18 protein-coding genes and 1 pseudogene are annotated in these 14,711 nt (G+C 38.2%); 14 read left to right on the top strand and 5 right to left on the bottom strand.

Features of this window, described 5'->3' with window-relative positions; all coding sequences use genetic code 11:
• The 7 genes and pseudogenes from hisB to ABD769_RS03735 all read left to right on the top strand — a co-directional run bounded on the left by hisB (position 1) and on the right by ABD769_RS03735 (position 5,726).
• Positions 1-1,134 (top strand): bifunctional histidinol-phosphatase/imidazoleglycerol-phosphate dehydratase HisB, encoded by a 1,134-nt coding sequence (gene hisB / locus ABD769_RS03765; protein WP_344849564.1) that lies wholly within the window; start codon positions 1-3, stop codon positions 1,132-1,134.
• A gap of 353 nt (positions 1,135-1,487) precedes the next feature.
• A complete protein-coding gene (hisH, locus tag ABD769_RS03760; protein WP_344849562.1) occupies positions 1,488-2,081 on the top strand; it encodes an imidazole glycerol phosphate synthase subunit HisH in 594 nt (197 codons plus the stop codon).
• Between the two features lies 1 nt (position 2,082).
• The gene (gene hisA / locus ABD769_RS03755) at positions 2,083-2,832 is read left to right on the top strand and encodes a 1-(5-phosphoribosyl)-5-[(5-phosphoribosylamino)methylideneamino]imidazole-4-carboxamide isomerase (RefSeq protein ID WP_344849560.1); all 750 of its coding nucleotides are present in this window, start codon (positions 2,083-2,085) and stop codon (positions 2,830-2,832) included.
• A gap of 31 nt (positions 2,833-2,863) precedes the next feature.
• Positions 2,864-3,274, top strand: a pseudogene (locus tag ABD769_RS03750) (endonuclease domain-containing protein); the annotation flags it as partial.
• Positions 3,275-3,283: 9 nt separating this feature from the next.
• Positions 3,284-4,081 (top strand): imidazole glycerol phosphate synthase subunit HisF, encoded by a 798-nt coding sequence (gene hisF, locus ABD769_RS03745; protein ID WP_344850279.1) that lies wholly within the window; start codon positions 3,284-3,286, stop codon positions 4,079-4,081.
• A gap of 61 nt (positions 4,082-4,142) precedes the next feature.
• Entirely contained in the window at positions 4,143-4,745 is a 603-nt protein-coding gene (hisIE, locus tag ABD769_RS03740; protein WP_344849558.1) for a bifunctional phosphoribosyl-AMP cyclohydrolase/phosphoribosyl-ATP diphosphatase HisIE, read from the top strand.
• An 81-nt stretch (positions 4,746-4,826) separates the two neighbouring features.
• Complete coding sequence (locus ABD769_RS03735; RefSeq protein WP_344849556.1) at positions 4,827-5,726, top strand: WD40 repeat domain-containing protein; 900 nt, start codon at positions 4,827-4,829, stop codon at positions 5,724-5,726.
• Between the two features lie 140 nt (positions 5,727-5,866).
• Here the strand turns inward: ABD769_RS03735 and ABD769_RS03730 are convergent, their stop codons facing one another.
• From ABD769_RS03730 to ABD769_RS03720, 3 genes are all read right to left on the bottom strand, one after another.
• A complete protein-coding gene (locus ABD769_RS03730) occupies positions 5,867-6,082 on the bottom strand; it encodes a hypothetical protein (RefSeq protein WP_344849555.1) in 216 nt (71 codons plus the stop codon).
• Positions 6,083-6,162: 80 nt separating this feature from the next.
• The gene (locus tag ABD769_RS03725) at positions 6,163-6,918 is read right to left on the bottom strand and encodes a carboxypeptidase-like regulatory domain-containing protein (RefSeq protein ID WP_344849554.1); all 756 of its coding nucleotides are present in this window, start codon (positions 6,916-6,918) and stop codon (positions 6,163-6,165) included.
• A gap of 36 nt (positions 6,919-6,954) precedes the next feature.
• Positions 6,955-7,740, bottom strand: coding sequence for a C40 family peptidase (locus ABD769_RS03720; protein ID WP_344849552.1), 786 nt, complete (start codon positions 7,738-7,740; stop codon positions 6,955-6,957).
• Between the two features lie 109 nt (positions 7,741-7,849).
• On the opposite strand from ABD769_RS03720, the gene ABD769_RS03715 reads away from it, so the two are divergent.
• Positions 7,850-8,302, top strand: a complete 453-nt coding sequence (locus ABD769_RS03715) for a universal stress protein (protein WP_344849550.1) — start codon at positions 7,850-7,852, stop codon at positions 8,300-8,302.
• 229 nt (positions 8,303-8,531) lie between these two features.
• Here ABD769_RS03715 and ABD769_RS03710 read toward each other — a convergent pair whose 3' ends face one another.
• A complete protein-coding gene (locus tag ABD769_RS03710; RefSeq protein ID WP_344849549.1) occupies positions 8,532-8,966 on the bottom strand; it encodes a GNAT family N-acetyltransferase in 435 nt (144 codons plus the stop codon).
• 86 nt (positions 8,967-9,052) lie between these two features.
• The gene (locus ABD769_RS03705) at positions 9,053-9,403 is read right to left on the bottom strand and encodes a 4Fe-4S dicluster domain-containing protein (RefSeq protein ID WP_344849547.1); all 351 of its coding nucleotides are present in this window, start codon (positions 9,401-9,403) and stop codon (positions 9,053-9,055) included.
• Positions 9,404-9,481: 78 nt separating this feature from the next.
• Between ABD769_RS03705 and ABD769_RS03700 the strand changes: the two genes are divergently transcribed.
• From ABD769_RS03700 to ABD769_RS03675, 6 genes are all read left to right on the top strand, one after another.
• Complete coding sequence (locus ABD769_RS03700; RefSeq protein WP_344849545.1) at positions 9,482-10,498, top strand: acyl-CoA reductase; 1,017 nt, start codon at positions 9,482-9,484, stop codon at positions 10,496-10,498.
• A 72-nt stretch (positions 10,499-10,570) separates the two neighbouring features.
• Positions 10,571-10,774: a hypothetical protein gene (locus ABD769_RS03695; RefSeq protein WP_039476747.1), complete on the top strand. Its 204-nt coding sequence runs from the start codon at positions 10,571-10,573 to the stop codon at positions 10,772-10,774.
• 3 nt (positions 10,775-10,777) lie between these two features.
• Positions 10,778-11,461, top strand: a complete 684-nt coding sequence (locus ABD769_RS03690) for a cell division ATP-binding protein FtsE (RefSeq protein ID WP_025143130.1) — start codon at positions 10,778-10,780, stop codon at positions 11,459-11,461.
• 128 nt (positions 11,462-11,589) lie between these two features.
• Complete coding sequence (locus tag ABD769_RS03685; RefSeq protein WP_344849543.1) at positions 11,590-12,171, top strand: nucleotide exchange factor GrpE; 582 nt, start codon at positions 11,590-11,592, stop codon at positions 12,169-12,171.
• Between the two features lie 92 nt (positions 12,172-12,263).
• A complete protein-coding gene (gene dnaJ / locus ABD769_RS03680; protein ID WP_025143132.1) occupies positions 12,264-13,424 on the top strand; it encodes a molecular chaperone DnaJ in 1,161 nt (386 codons plus the stop codon).
• Between the two features lie 191 nt (positions 13,425-13,615).
• Positions 13,616-14,335, top strand: coding sequence for a DUF72 domain-containing protein (locus tag ABD769_RS03675; RefSeq protein WP_344849542.1), 720 nt, complete (start codon positions 13,616-13,618; stop codon positions 14,333-14,335).
• The last annotated feature ends 376 nt before the right edge of the window (positions 14,336-14,711 follow it).

Here is a 14,711-nt window from a genome sequence, read left to right as displayed (position 1 = left end):
ATGAAGAAAGTATTATTTATTGACCGCGACGGAACGTTAAACATAGAGCCTGATGACGAACAGGTAGATAGTTTTGCAAAGCTGAAATTCTATCCCCGTTCTTTATATTATTTATCGAAAATTGCAGCCGAGCTGGATTACGAACTGGTAATGGTTACCAACCAGGATGGATTGGGAACACTTTCAAATCCGGAAGAAAATTTCTGGCCGATCCACAACTTCATGCTCGATACTTTTGAAGGCGAAGGCGTTCATTTTAGCGAGATTGTAATCGACAGAACTTTTGCAAAAGACAATGCCCCTACCCGTAAACCAGGCACAGCTCTATTGACAAAATATTTCAGCGGGGACTACGACCTGAAAAACTCTTTTGTAATCGGCGATCGGTTAAATGATGTAGTTTTAGCCAAAAATTTAGGTGCCAAAGCCATTTTTCTGCGTCAGAATGATGCTCTGGGCTCAACAGAAGCATTGGATAAACACGAAACCCTTTTAGATGTGATCATTTTAGAAACCAAAAAATGGGAAGACATCTACAACCTGCTCAAAGCCGGAAGCAGAAAAATCCACCACGAGCGCAAAACCAACGAAACTGATATTACCATTAATTTAGACCTGGATGGTACCGGAAAAGCGAAAATCGAAACCGGTTTAAACTTTTTCGACCACATGCTCGATCAGATTGCCAGACATGGAAGTGTAGATTTGGAAGTAATTGCCAAAGGCGATTTACATATAGACGAACACCACACCATAGAAGATACCGGTATTGCCCTGGGCGAAGCTTTTGCCAAAGGTTTAGGCAATAAATTAGGCATTGAAAGGTATGGTTTTTGCTTACCAATGGACGATTGCCTGGCACAGGTAGCCATTGATTTCGGCGGAAGGAACTGGATTGTTTGGGATGCGGAGTTTAAACGTGAAAAAGTGGGCGATATGCCAACGGAAATGTTTTATCACTTCTTCAAATCATTCAGCGATGCCGCAAAGTGCAATTTAAACGTAAAAGCTGAAGGCGATAACGAACACCATAAAATTGAAGCTATATTTAAAGCATTTGCCAAAGCCATTAAAATGGCCATTAAACGCGATGCAGAGAAAATGGTATTGCCGAGTACAAAGGGAATGCTGTAGGATGTAAAATGGAAGATGGAATATTGGGTTATTAACGGAACCTTTGTTAAATAAACCCGATAGCAGTGGAAAGTTTTTTATTCAGCAGCAACCTTGAATAAGCTGTCATGCTGAGGCACGAAGCATCTGCAACCGATAAAACAGATGCTTCGTACCTCAGCATGACAGAAGTTAAAAAACTTGAAACGAATAGCGGGGCTACAGCCCCCATGAAAAATTGCCTTTCATTTTCAAATTTTATAAAAATTAAATATAATAAAAAGCAATTTTAGCAACCCAAATTTGATAGACATTTTGTCTTGATTCTCAATACTTGATACTTAGAAACTGACACTAAACACTTGATACTAAAAATGGTTGGAATAGTAAACTACGGAGCAGGCAACATTTTCTCCCTTACCGCAGCATTAGATCGCTTAAATGTGACCTACGGCATGGTAAATACAGAAAATGACCTCGAAAAATATAGCCACATCATTATTCCGGGGGTTGGCCATGCAGGCGCTGCGATGGAAAAACTAAAAGGAACAGGACTGGTTGAGGCCATTAAAAAACTCACTAAACCTGTGCTGGGTATCTGTGTAGGCATGCAGCTGATTACCGAACACTCAGAAGAGGGTGATGCAGCACTTTTAAATATCGTTCCTGTGAAAACCAAAAAATTCGATAAGTCGCTGAATATCAAAATACCACACATGGGCTGGAATGCAGTGAGCCTGAAAAACAATCCGCTATTTGAAGGTGTTGAAGATAATACACAATTTTACTTTGTGCATTCGTACTTTATTGAATATAACCCTACTTTTGACATCGCATCTGCTGACTATGGTTTAAAATTTTCGGCAGCGGTACAAAAAAACAATTTTTACGGCGTTCAGTTCCACCCCGAGAAATCGGGAAAAGCCGGCGAATTAATATTAAAAAATTTTTCAAACTTAAGCTTATAAAATGTACATAATACCTGCTATTGATATTCTGGATGGAAAAGTTGTCCGTCTGCGTGAAGGCGATTACAACCAAAAAACAGAGTACGATGTTTCTATTGCCGAAATGATAGAAAAATACCGCTCAAATGGTACGGATTTTATCCATATTATTGATTTAAACGGAGCCAAAGGCGATTTCAGCAACCAAAAATCACTTTTCGAAATCATTAAAAAAACCGAGATGAAAGTGCAGTATGGTGGCGGAATCAGGACAATTGAGCAGGTCAACAATCTGCTTGATGCAGGCATCCATCGTGTTATTGTAGGTACCCAGGCCATTACTAATCCAGATTTTTTACCTCAGTTAAGTGAGAATTTTGCGAAGAAAGATGATTATGCCAACCGCATCGTTATTGCCATTGATGTTTTGGACGAAGTGATCAAATATTCGGGCTGGATGGAAAGTTCGCCGATTAAACTGATGGATTATGTTGATAAATGCCTTTCCTTAGGTTTTTTCCGTTTCTTATGCACCGATATCAGCAAAGATGGAAAATTGGGCGGTGCAGCAATCGATTTATACAAAAAATTACTTGAGCACTCTCCAATGATCAAATTAATTGCTTCAGGCGGTGTAAGTTCAATGGACGATATCTACGAACTTGCTAAATATCCAATCAGAAGTGTAGTGGTTGGAAAAGCAATTTACGAAGACCGGATAACTATTGAAGAGATTAAAGATTGGAATTTGAAGGCTTTGAGTAGCATATAACCCCCCAGCCCCCTAAAGGGGTGGCCAAAATATGCCTTATAACATAACTGATATGACCTCTCAAATAAATGATGAAGATTTCGATTCTTTTAAAGTCAACAAACCAAGTATGTTTTATGGCGCTTCAAATATAATTTTTGAAAACGCTAAGCGATTAAGAAATAACGTAACGGAAGCAGAGAGTTTACTCTGGCAAGTAATTAGCAATAAGCAATTAGGTGTTAAATTTAGAAGACAACATCCCATTTCATATTTTATTGCCGATTTTTACTGTCATGAAGCCAAATTAATCATTGAATTAGATGGCAGCATTCATGACCTGCCTGAAGTTCTTAATTATGATATTGAAAGACAAAAAGCCTTAGAACAATTTGGTATAAGAGTAATTAGGTCTAAAAACGCTGAACTCTATAATAATTTAAACATAGTTTTGGATAAGATAAAAGAAGCCATACAGGCTAAACAATTTGCATCTCCCCCTTTAGGGGGCGGGGGGTTAAGCAAGAGAATAATTCCTTGTTTAGACGTTAAAGACGGCCGTACGGTAAAAGGCGTAAACTTTGTTGATTTACGAGATGCGGGTGATCCTGTGGAACTGGCTGCACAATATGCACAACAGGGGGCAGATGAACTGGTTTTCCTTGATATTACGGCCACTCACGAGCGACGTAAAACGATGATCGAAATGGTTAAATCGGTTGCCCGACAACTAAACATTCCTTTTACCATAGGTGGCGGAATTACGGAGATTACCGATGCTGATGCCCTTTTAAATGCAGGAGCCGATAAAATCAGTATCAATTCTGCAGCTGTTCGTAACCCTAAGCTGATTGAAGACCTTGCTAAAACTTTCGGGGTACAATTTGTGGTTTTAGCGGTCGACACTAAACATGTAAATGGCAAAAACATGGTTCATTTAAATGGAGGCAGGTTAATTACTGAACAGGAAACAGAAAACTGGATTAAACAGGCTGAAAACCTGGGTGCAGGAGAAATTTTGTTAACCTCAATGGATCATGATGGCACGAAAGCGGGTTTTGATTGTGAATTGTTAGGTAAAATAAACCAAATGATCAATATCCCGATCATTGCATCGGGTGGCGCAGGTAGTATGGAACATTTTACCGAGGTTTTCCAAAAAGCCAATGTAGATGCCGCGCTCGCTGCATCGGTATTCCATTACGGCGAAATTTTAATCCCCGATTTAAAACAGGAACTGAAAAGGAACCATATTCCAGTAAGGATATAATATAAGTCCGGAGTCGGCAGTCCATAGTCATGAGTCTGTCTTTCCGAAATAAAAAAATAAAATGACAATCAATACCAGTTCCCTTGATTGGGATAAAACGGCAGGCTTACTGCCCGTAATTATTCAGGATTATAAAACTTTAGAGGTTTTAATGCTGGGTTATATGAATGCCGAGGCTTTGGAAAAAACCCAGGCCGAAGGTAAGGTTACCTTTTTTTCACGCTCTAAAAACCGCCTTTGGACAAAAGGTGAGACCAGCAACAACTTTCTTTATGTGAAGGAATTTTTTGTGGATTGCGATAATGATACCATCCTGATCAAGGCCGATGCTGTTGGACCAACCTGCCATACCGGAAGCCGCAGCTGTTTTAAAACAGATTTTAACCAGAATTTCATTTTCGAACTCGAAAACATCATTACCGATAGATACGAAAACCCTGTTGAAGGATCGTACATCAACAAGATGCGCAGCAAAGGTTTAAATAAAATTGCGCAAAAAGTTGGCGAAGAAGGTGTAGAAACCGTAATTGCGGCACTAGCCGAAACAGAAGAAGAATTTATTGGAGAAGCATCGGATCTTGTTTTTCACTTATTGTTTCTATTAAAAGAAAAAGGATTATCCATTCAGGATATTGCTAAAAATTTAGAAAAAAGACACCAGTAAGGTTTGAGGTAAAAGGTGTAAGGTTTAAGGTGCCAGTTGCCTAACCTTATACCCTAAACCATAAACCATAAACCTCAAGAAATGCTCAAACACCTTCACACCTTCCCCGGACATCAAAACCCTGTTTATGCTTTAGCCAACGCTGATGAAGATGGCGTATTTTTTAGCGCCGGGAACGATAAGGGTGTTGTAGAATGGTCATTACATACTATGGCTTTTGTTAAGGTTAAAATGCCGGTGCAAAGTTCGGTTTATTGCCTTCATTATTATAACAATCAATTATTTATTGGCGAACGGAGTGGTGCTTTTAGTGTTTACGACCTGAAAGAACAAAAGGTAATCGTAAGGATTAATGCCCATATTAAGCCCATTTTTAATATCCAAACCGTAAAAAGCAAAAATGAACTCTTGACTACCGGAGAAGATGGAAGTGTTGCTGTTTGGTCGCTGAATGATTTTACTGAGATTTACCGCTTCCAGGTGGCTTACGATACGGTTAGGGCCATTGCAATTGCACCAAATGAAAACGAAGTGGCTTTTGGCTGTAAGGATCACCTGATCAGGATTTATAACCTTGCCGATTATAGCTTAAAACAATCCCTCGAAGGACATTCGTTACCTGTAACCTCTCTGGCTTACCACCCAACCGGCAAATACCTGATTTCGGGAAGCCGCGATGCCCAGTTAAAAATATGGGACTTACCAAATTACGAATTGAGGGAAACCGTACCAGCACACATGTTTACAGTGTACGACATTGCATTTCATCCCACCCTTCCCTATTTTGCCACAAGCAGCCAGGATAAGAGCATTAAACTTTGGGATGCTGAAAATTTTAAACTGTATAAAATATTAAGTCTGGAGAAAGCGGGCGTTGGCCATACCCATTCCATCAACAAAATTATCTGGAGTAATGATGGAAAGTACCTGATTTCTACAGGAGATGACAGGCAGGTAATGGTTTGGGAAATGGAAAGCTAACCATCAAATAAATTACCAATAATAGCGCTGCATATACCGAGCGTCATCTCGACCGAAACGCAGTGGAGCGGAGAGATCTATCTCGAGGCAGATTTAGCTTCGCTGAGCACTCCGTGGTTCTCGACTTCGTTACACTCCGCTCAAAATGACGAACTTTTGCGAAGAGTTAAAACCCTCTCCATTTTTGCAGGAAATGAGCCGTTTAACCAGGTGAAATAACTTTCTCTCAACGAAACGACCGTTTTAAGGCGGTCTTCCGGAGCCTGATCAAGCCAAAAGTCAATATCCAAAGCATCTTCATCCTCCATCTTTACCTGGTTGAACACCATTGCAATCTTTCTAACTTTCGTCTCCATTTTCACTTTAATTATCTACACAAATATAATCAAAACTGAATGAAAACAGGCTATGAAAGGTCATTTAGAATATCCGAAAGCTAATTTCTCTTTGTGTAAAATGGGTTAATATCCCGTAATTGATTTTTTACTTTATAAAGAATCCTTTTCCATGATGATGCCCTCGTTACAACAACATCTCCTGTTAATGTAGTGCAACTTTCATTTAAAACAATCTGAAGATAGGCATCATCTGGTTTAAATTTAACAGCTTTATTTTCGTAACCCAGAAAACTTATATTCAGTTCTTTAAATTTATCTTCGTTTTGAATGGTATAACTGAGCGAAAATTCACCGGCAGTATTGGTGGTAACACCATAGTTTTCGCCTAAAATGCGTACAGAGACCCCTGGCATTGCGGTTTTATCTTTTTCGGTAATTTTACCTTTTATCACCCGTAAAGAGTCTGATAATTTCTCATCCCAGAATTTTTCATCGAAATTGGTTATCGTTCTCGCAGTTTGAACCATTGATGGCTTTATTGTTTCCCCTTTACTCAACTTAGGAAAACTCAAAAAAGCCAATAAAGATGCTGCGATCAGGCTTGGTTTAAATTTACTCAGCGTATAATTCTCTTTCGCAATGATTAATCGGTCAAGCTGCTCTGGTTTAAACCTCCCGCAGCTTTTACCCTCATTTTTAATAAACCAATCTTGTAACTCTTGATCAGAGAAACGAGTAAAATCTACAACCGGTTTTTGACATGAACCACAAAATTTTCCATTTGTATGGGCTTGCATTCTCCCCCAATCTTCATGGCATGGATTTGAAATTTGAATTTTAAATTTAGATGGCATAAAACATATCTTTTATACAGGATACATTTTTAACCCTTATTCCACAAAACGTTTAATAATTCTCAATTTATGCGAATATTTTCCCAATTCTTTGTTAAAAATCCCCTGATCATCAATCGGATCGATTTTTACCTTTGCTGAAGAATGGATAATTTCATTAGGGCTCAACATAATGCCTATGTGGGTAATCCTGCCTTCATCATTATCAAAAAAAGCCACATCACCTGCCTTGCACTCAGCCAAAAAGCCTACTAGTTCACCTTGTTCGGCCTGTTGCGAAGCATCGCGGTTTAGCTTGATTCCCAGCATTTTAAATACGGTTTGGGTAAAGCCCGAGCAATCTAAACCAAATAAATGCCTGCCGCCCCATAGGTATGGGATATTCTGGAAAAATTTCGCAGTATCGGTTACCTGATCTTTAAAACTGATTATACTGTTATCGTGCGCTTCAAAATTAAGCTTAAATTTTTCTTCACCTGCATAACAGAATCCATCTTTAAGAAAAGGAAGGTTACTTGCCGGACTTAAATGATAAACACTTCCATCGGCAGCAGTTAAAACATTATTGAAACTTAAAGGAGCCAGTAATTTACAATCTTGCATTTCTGAAAACTGATCCTGACTGATTGGTGCCAACTGCCTGAAATCCATCCAGCCTTCGTAACCATCGTAGCCATTCTGGATCAGCCACCAGCGATCTTCTTTTTGAATAATTTCTACATGATCGCCAAATAACAGTTGCGAAACAATTTCTGCTTTATCTGATGCATCTGCTCTTAAAGGCGCTACAGCAACCCTACAAATACCGTATTGATTTTCCATTTAAATTTGCTCGTGAAACTATTGTAAAACTAATAAAATACATTCATTGCCTAACATTTTGCATGCAAATTTGTTATTTTTATGATGTTCATCTTTTAAATATACCGCTATGAATTTTAAAAAAATATTAATCGCCGTTGATAACAGTACCTGCTCAGAAAAAGCAGCGAAAGCCGGTTACGACATGGCTGAAAAATTCGGAGCTGAAGTAGCATTGGTTAACATCATCGAACCTGTTCCAGCCAATGTAAACCCGGATTTAACTTTGGCACCGGTATTTTTGGAAACCTACGACAATAGTGAAGAAAACAGCCATATTTTATTGAAAGAAATGGAAACTAAATATGGTAAGGGGATTTCAACCACTTATTTAAGCATTGTTGACACTGCCGCACATGGTATTATTCAGCAATCAGACGAATGGGGATCTGATTTGATCGTGATTGGTACCTACGGACGAACCGGTTTATATCACTTTTTAATGGGTAGCGTGGCAGAACATGTGGCACGTAAATCGGCCTGCCCGGTTTTAATTATCCCTAATAAATGTGAGGTAGATTAGTTTATTAGTTCATTAGTCATTCGTTCATTGGTTAGCATGATGCAAAAAAAACACCGCTGTGTTAATCCGTGCATCCGTGGCAAAAAATTAATTATTATCGGAGATTCTTTCCTGGCGGTTGTCATCCTGAGCGGAGTCGAAGGATCCATTAAACAAAGCTCTTATTTGGCTACAAATTATTAACATATTAAGAACATTAAGGTAGTATTGGTAATTTAACATTGATTCACTAAATAAGAACTAGCCTTTTCGAAAAGTATATTCTCCTATGTCCATTTGGAAAATCTTTTATTTCTCCTATTGGTTTATACCCATTCTTTAAATAAAATTCTTCTGCCTGAAAATCAAAAGTATCAAGCATAGCTACTGTCGCTCCTTTTTCTTTTGCAATGTCTTCAACATATTTTAAAATATGTGTACCTATTCCCTTTTTTCTATACTCATCCTTTACCCAAAGGATATTGATTTCTAGCCCATTCCAATAACCAATACCTGCTAGAATGCCTCCTATTTCATCATCATTCTCATTTTTAGCTATATATTCCAATGGCGTCCATATATTAGAAAGAGCAGGAACCCTATCCAGGTTATATTGATTAATTCCATCAATAATTTTATTTATACTTTCCTTTCCGCATGGAATTAGTTTTATTTTATTGATCATGATTATATTTTAATCTATAAAAATCCTTGTTAAACAAAAAAGTCTCACTTCACGCGAGACTTTTCATTAAAATATGTGATAGAAGCTTATCCTTCCCGGTGCAACCAGGCTTTCTTAGCCAATAATTCTTCTTCGGTTTCGCGGATATCTTCATCATCCACACAACAATCAACCGGGCAAACTGCCGCACACTGAGGCTCGTCATGAAAGCCCTTACACTCTGTACACTTATCGGATACAATGTAATAAACCTCATCCGAAACTGCCTCCTGAGTTGCATCAGCTTCGATTTGTTGATTACCAAAATCAATGATACCTTCTAAATTGGTACCATCAGAAAAACGCCATGCAGTACCGGCATCGTAAATTGCGTTATTTGGACATTCCGGTTCGCAAGCCCCACAATTTATACACTCATCTGTTATTTTAATTGCCATGTTTTCGTCTAATTCTTTTGCTTAGTTTACCTTTGCACCGCAAATATAAGATATAATCAATTAATAATAATTCTAAATATGTCAGCATTAACTCACGAAAAAGCCATAAACGCATTTGTTCAACTTGGCCAAAAGCTTACAAACCCCACTGACATACTAGGAAATGCAATTTATAGTGCCGAAAATGCCAATGCCTGGTTTACGCAGGAAAATATAAAAAAATCTATTTTATCATTTTCCGAGATGTTAAATGCAGATGATTTGGCCTCCTGGTTCGAGTCAGTAAAAATAACTAACTCTCCTAAAAAGGTGGGGTTAATTTTGGCTGGCAACATCCCCTTGGTAGGTTTGCATGATGTTTTATGCGTTTTGGCAACAGGAAATATTGCCCTGATCAAACTTTCTTCGGCAGATGACAAACTAATTAAAGCGGTACTGGCCGAACTGGTTAAAATAGAACCTGCTTTTGAAGCTAAAATTGAATATGTAGAGCGTTTGAAAGACTTTGATGCCGTTATTGCCACAGGAAGCAACAATTCTTCCCGCTATTTTGATTATTATTTTGGCAAAGTTCCCAACATTATCCGTAAAAACAGAAATAGTGTAGCGGTTTTAGATGGTACGGAAAGTTTTGAAGACATACAGCATTTAGGCGCTGATATTTTCGATTATTTTGGCTTAGGCTGTAGAAATGTATCTAAAATCTATTTCCCAAAAGATTACGATATTGCAAACTTTTACGAAGGAATTGAAAGTTTTCAGCCCATTATTAATCATTTTAAATATAATAACAATTACGATTATAACAAATCCATTTATCTGGTAAATGCTGCCAAGCACTACGACAATGGCTTTTTATTATTAAAAGAAGATGAAAATTTAACTTCGCCATTGGCCGTTCTTTTTTATGAAGAATACGATAACCTTCAGGAGGTAGAAGCCCGGTTAAAGGATAAATCGGAAAACATCCAATGTATTATCACAAAATCGCCCTTAAATTTTAAAACATTTGATTTCGGGCAAAGCCAGCACCCCAAACTGTGGGATTATGCAGATAATGTGAATACCATTGAGTTTTTAAATAACCTAAACTGAATCTCACTTTAATCTTTCAGCATTAGTCTTTCTCCTTTGGTCTTTCAGCTTAAATAGCTACTTTTGGACACAATGTATATCGTTAAAGTTAAAGGCATAGCCAAAATTCCGGATTACGTACAGTTAAGAGATGACAAGTTTACACTTTTAGCTTATTTTAGGGTAGACAGGCCTGATAAATCTCTGGAAAAACTCGGACTTGGCGACAAGCAGGATTACATTATGGAAATGGTTAAAGATTTGCCTTTCGGGCAGATTGCAAAATTGGAAATATAAAATATGGCAGGCAATTCAGTAATTCATTTAAGCAATGTTGATGTTTTTCAACAGAAACATTTAGTCCTCTCAAACGTAAATTTACATATCGAAAAAGACGAATTTGTGTTCCTGATCGGCCAAACAGGTTCAGGCAAGAGTAGTTTGCTTAAAATATTATATGGCGATCTTCATATTGGCAACGGTGAAGGAAACATTGCCGGTTTCGACCTTAAAAACCTGAAAGAGAGCCAGGTACCGTTTTTACGCCGCAAATTAGGTGTTGTATTTCAGGATTTTCAATTGCTTACCGATCGTACCATCGAAAAAAATCTGGAGTTTGTGTTAAAAGCAACAGGCTGGAAAGATGAAAAACTGATTAACGAGCGCATTAAAGATGTTTTGGATAAAGTTGGTTTACGGTCTAAAATCAAAAAAATGCCACACGAAATCTCTGGCGGCGAGCAGCAGCGTATTGTAATTGCAAGGGCTTTGTTAAACGATCCGGAAATTATTCTTGCTGATGAACCTACCGGAAATTTAGATCCCGAAACATCAGAAGAAATTGTAACCCTTTTAAAACAAATCAGCCAGGCCGGAACCGCGGTTTTAATGGCCACTCACGATTACCACATCATCCGTACATTCCCTTCGCGCATTATCAAATGTGAAAGCGGAGTAGTACATGAAGATGCCCAAATTGTATAAAAAATTCTGACATCCGTCAGCTAATCAGCCAAACTGTTCAGATAAATCCAAATAAATCTGACAGCTTGGCTGATTTCCGTTTATGGCAAAATAGTTGAGATTAACACCAAAAAATTCAGCCTGGTATTATGTTTAATAAGAAGAAAAATAACGATAAAGAAGAAAATATAATGAATACTGAAAACACATCAGAAAATACTGCTGAGAATGTAGAGAATACTGATGCTTCTACAAATGAAACTGAGCAGGCTCCGGAATTATCTGCTGAAGAAAAATTACAAGCCGAAGTTCAACAGCTTAACGATAAATATTTACGCTTATATGCTGAATTTGACAATTATAAACGCCGTACTCAAAAAGAGCGTGTAGAATTATTGCAAACAGCAGGTAAAGACGTAATTGTATCGCTTTTGCCTGTTTTAGATGATTTCGACCGTGCATTAAAAGCAATGGAAACTGCTGCCGATGTAGCCCCTGTAAAAGAAGGTATATTATTGGTTAGCCATAAATTAAAAAATACTTTGGCACAAAAAGGCCTTAAAGATGTAGAAAGCATTAACCAGCCTTTTAATACCGATTTCCACGAAGCAATTACCAACATTCCTGCCCCTACTGAGGATCTTAAAGGAAAAGTAATCGACGAAGTTGAAAAAGGCTATACCTTAAATGATAATGTGATCCGCTTTGCGAAAGTAGTAGTTGGAGCGTAAAAAATAATTATTGAATGAGAAAATGTCAGAATGAGTGAATGTAATAATTCTATCATTCCACCAATTAATCATTCAGTCATTCTAAAAAGAAAATGAGTAAAAGAGATTATTACGACGTATTAGGCGTAACCAGGGGTGCAGCTGCTGATGAGATCAAGAAAGCCTATCGCAAGATGGCGATTAAGTATCACCCGGATAAAAACCCTGGAGACAAAGCTGCTGAAGATAAATTTAAGGAAGCTGCCGAAGCTTACGAAGTTTTAAGCAGTGCAGAAAAAAAACAACGCTATGATCAATATGGTCATGCAGGGGTTGGCGGTGCAAGTGGCGGTGGCTACGGCGGCGGCGGCATGAATATGGACGATATTTTCAGCAATTTCGGCGATGTATTTGGTGGCCACAATCCTTTCGAAAGCTTTTTTGGCGGCGGTGGTGGTCAGCAACGTGGAGGTCGCCGTGTAGCTAAAGGCTCTAATCTTCGTATAAAAGTTAAATTAACTTTAGAAGAAATTGCACATGGTGCAGAAAAGAAAATTAAGGTTAATAAACTGATTGTCTGTAAAACATGCGATGGTTCTGGTGCAAAAGATAAATCATCGGTAAGTACTTGCGGTACATGCGGTGGCAGCGGCCAGGTGCGCAGGGTAACCAATACCATTTTGGGCCAGATGCAAACCGCATCTACCTGCCCTACCTGTAATGGCAGCGGACAACAGATTACCTCAAAATGTACAGTTTGTCATGGAGATGGCGTAGTACGTGGCGAAGAAACCATTACCATTAACATTCCTGCAGGTGTAAGCGAAGGCATGCAGTTAAGCATGAGCGGAAAAGGAAATGCGGCACCAAATGGCGGTATCCCGGGAGATTTGATCATCCTGATAGAAGAAATCCCTCACGAAACCTTAAAACGCGAAGGCAATAACATCGTTTATGATTTACACTTAAGCTTTGTTGATGCTGCTTTAGGCATGAGCATCGAGGTACCAACCATTGATGGTAAAGCAAAAATCAAAATCGATCCGGGTACACAGAGCGGAAAATTATTACGCTTAAAAGGCAAAGGTTTGCCTGAAGTTAATTCTTACCACAGAGGTGATGAGATTATCCACATCAACATCTGGACGCCAAAAGCTTTAAGCAGCGAAGAACGCAGTGCTTTAGAGAAGTTGCGCGAATCGCCAAACTTTAAGCCTCAGCCAGGTAAAAATGACAAGAGTTTCTTCGAAAGAATGAAAGAATATTTCGAGTAATAATTCAATATAAATGCAAAAGCCGATTCCATAAACATCGGCTTTTTTTGTTTAATGTACAGGGTTTGGTTTGTTATGTTAATACCGCACAAGTCTATATTATTGCTCATTTACATAAAAATATTAAACACCTTTATCCGCTGAGAAAACACAACTTGTAAACCTTTCCGGCCATCACCTGTTTTCTATACATGAAATGGCGAATTGGTTGCTCAGGATTTTATTACCGGGAATGGAAAGAAGTTTTTTATCCGAAAGGATTGGCACAAAAAAACTGGTTTAAATATTATTGCGGGCATTTTAACACCATAGAAATCAATTCTACCTTTTACAAAATGCCCACGCAAAAATCGTTCGACAAATGGTACGATGAAAGTCCGGATGATTTCTTGTTTACCATTAAAGCACCCCGTTTAATTACCCATTACAAACAGTTAAATGATTGCGGACAACTCATTAACGATTTCTACGAGGCCATCCAATCAGGGCTAAAAGAAAAATTAGGTTGCATTTTGTTCCAGTTTCCGCCCAAATTCAATTATAGTGAAGAAAGGCTGAAGTTACTGATTGATCATTTAAATCCGGAATTAAAAAATGTGGTGGAATTTCGCCACTTAAGCTGGTTTGATGATGAAATTTATAAAAAACTGGCTAAAAACAACATCATCTTTAGTGGACAAAGCTATCCTTCTGCCCTACCCGATGAGGTCATTCAAAATACGGAGACCGTTTATTACCGTTTTCATGGAAAGCCCGTTTTATACAAATCTGAATATGATATTAAAATAATTAAAGATTTTAAAAACCAGGTTGAAGATGCTACGAAAGAGGTTTTTGTTTATTTCAATAATACCTGGGGCACAGCTGCTTTGCACAATGCCAAACAATTGCAGGAATTGGTAAAACAGTAAATCATTTCAGTTTTTCAGCAAAGCAATTGCAGTGCTTATTTTAATGTTAGCCGGGCTATACGCTATAGTCCCGATGAAACCTGTGAAACAAGCAAGCACACAATAAAAAACAACATAAATAGTGCTTAAATCGGGAGCTGCCGCTGCTATCCCGTTTATTCAGAAAAGCTTGTGCTACTATTCAGGGAGCCCGGCAATAGCTTAAATTTTATGCCGGTCGCTATGTTGCCAAAGGCCACAAACCCTGAAAAAATAAACCTCCTATGAATAAAACTCTTTTTCAAGTGGCTTTGGAATCTTTTTCTTTTTTTATGGGCAAAAGAGGTTCCCTGTCCTGAGAATTTGCGGTTTTTGTTTAGTTAAATTAACGCCTCTC

The sequence above is a fragment of the Pedobacter jeongneungensis genome, assembly GCF_039538295.1.
Lineage (GTDB): Bacteria > Bacteroidota > Bacteroidia > Sphingobacteriales > Sphingobacteriaceae > Pedobacter > Pedobacter jeongneungensis.
The sequence above is the reverse complement of the archived record's forward strand: the minus strand, read 5'-3'. Positions and strand labels throughout refer to the sequence as shown.

Excerpts from the sequence above, each read along its gene's own strand:
- hisB (WP_344849564.1), top strand. The coding sequence starts at position 1 with ATGAAGAAAGTATTATTTATTGACCGCGACGGAACGTTAAACATAGAG.
- hisH (WP_344849562.1), top strand. The coding sequence starts at position 1,488 with ATGGTTGGAATAGTAAACTACGGAGCAGGCAACATTTTCTCCCTTACC.
- hisA (WP_344849560.1), top strand. The coding sequence starts at position 2,083 with ATGTACATAATACCTGCTATTGATATTCTGGATGGAAAAGTTGTCCGT.
- hisIE (WP_344849558.1), top strand. The coding sequence starts at position 4,143 with ATGACAATCAATACCAGTTCCCTTGATTGGGATAAAACGGCAGGCTTA.
- ABD769_RS03735 (WP_344849556.1), top strand. The coding sequence starts at position 4,827 with ATGCTCAAACACCTTCACACCTTCCCCGGACATCAAAACCCTGTTTAT.
- ABD769_RS03730 (WP_344849555.1), bottom strand. The coding sequence starts at position 6,082 with ATGGAGACGAAAGTTAGAAAGATTGCAATGGTGTTCAACCAGGTAAAG.
- ABD769_RS03725 (WP_344849554.1), bottom strand. The coding sequence starts at position 6,918 with ATGCCATCTAAATTTAAAATTCAAATTTCAAATCCATGCCATGAAGAT.
- ABD769_RS03720 (WP_344849552.1), bottom strand. The coding sequence starts at position 7,740 with ATGGAAAATCAATACGGTATTTGTAGGGTTGCTGTAGCGCCTTTAAGA.
- ABD769_RS03715 (WP_344849550.1), top strand. The coding sequence starts at position 7,850 with ATGAATTTTAAAAAAATATTAATCGCCGTTGATAACAGTACCTGCTCA.
- ABD769_RS03710 (WP_344849549.1), bottom strand. The coding sequence starts at position 8,966 with ATGATCAATAAAATAAAACTAATTCCATGCGGAAAGGAAAGTATAAAT.
- ABD769_RS03705 (WP_344849547.1), bottom strand. The coding sequence starts at position 9,403 with ATGGCAATTAAAATAACAGATGAGTGTATAAATTGTGGGGCTTGCGAA.
- ABD769_RS03700 (WP_344849545.1), top strand. The coding sequence starts at position 9,482 with ATGTCAGCATTAACTCACGAAAAAGCCATAAACGCATTTGTTCAACTT.
- ABD769_RS03695 (WP_039476747.1), top strand. The coding sequence starts at position 10,571 with ATGTATATCGTTAAAGTTAAAGGCATAGCCAAAATTCCGGATTACGTA.
- ABD769_RS03690 (WP_025143130.1), top strand. The coding sequence starts at position 10,778 with ATGGCAGGCAATTCAGTAATTCATTTAAGCAATGTTGATGTTTTTCAA.
- ABD769_RS03685 (WP_344849543.1), top strand. The coding sequence starts at position 11,590 with ATGTTTAATAAGAAGAAAAATAACGATAAAGAAGAAAATATAATGAAT.
- dnaJ (WP_025143132.1), top strand. The coding sequence starts at position 12,264 with ATGAGTAAAAGAGATTATTACGACGTATTAGGCGTAACCAGGGGTGCA.
- ABD769_RS03675 (WP_344849542.1), top strand. The coding sequence starts at position 13,616 with ATGAAATGGCGAATTGGTTGCTCAGGATTTTATTACCGGGAATGGAAA.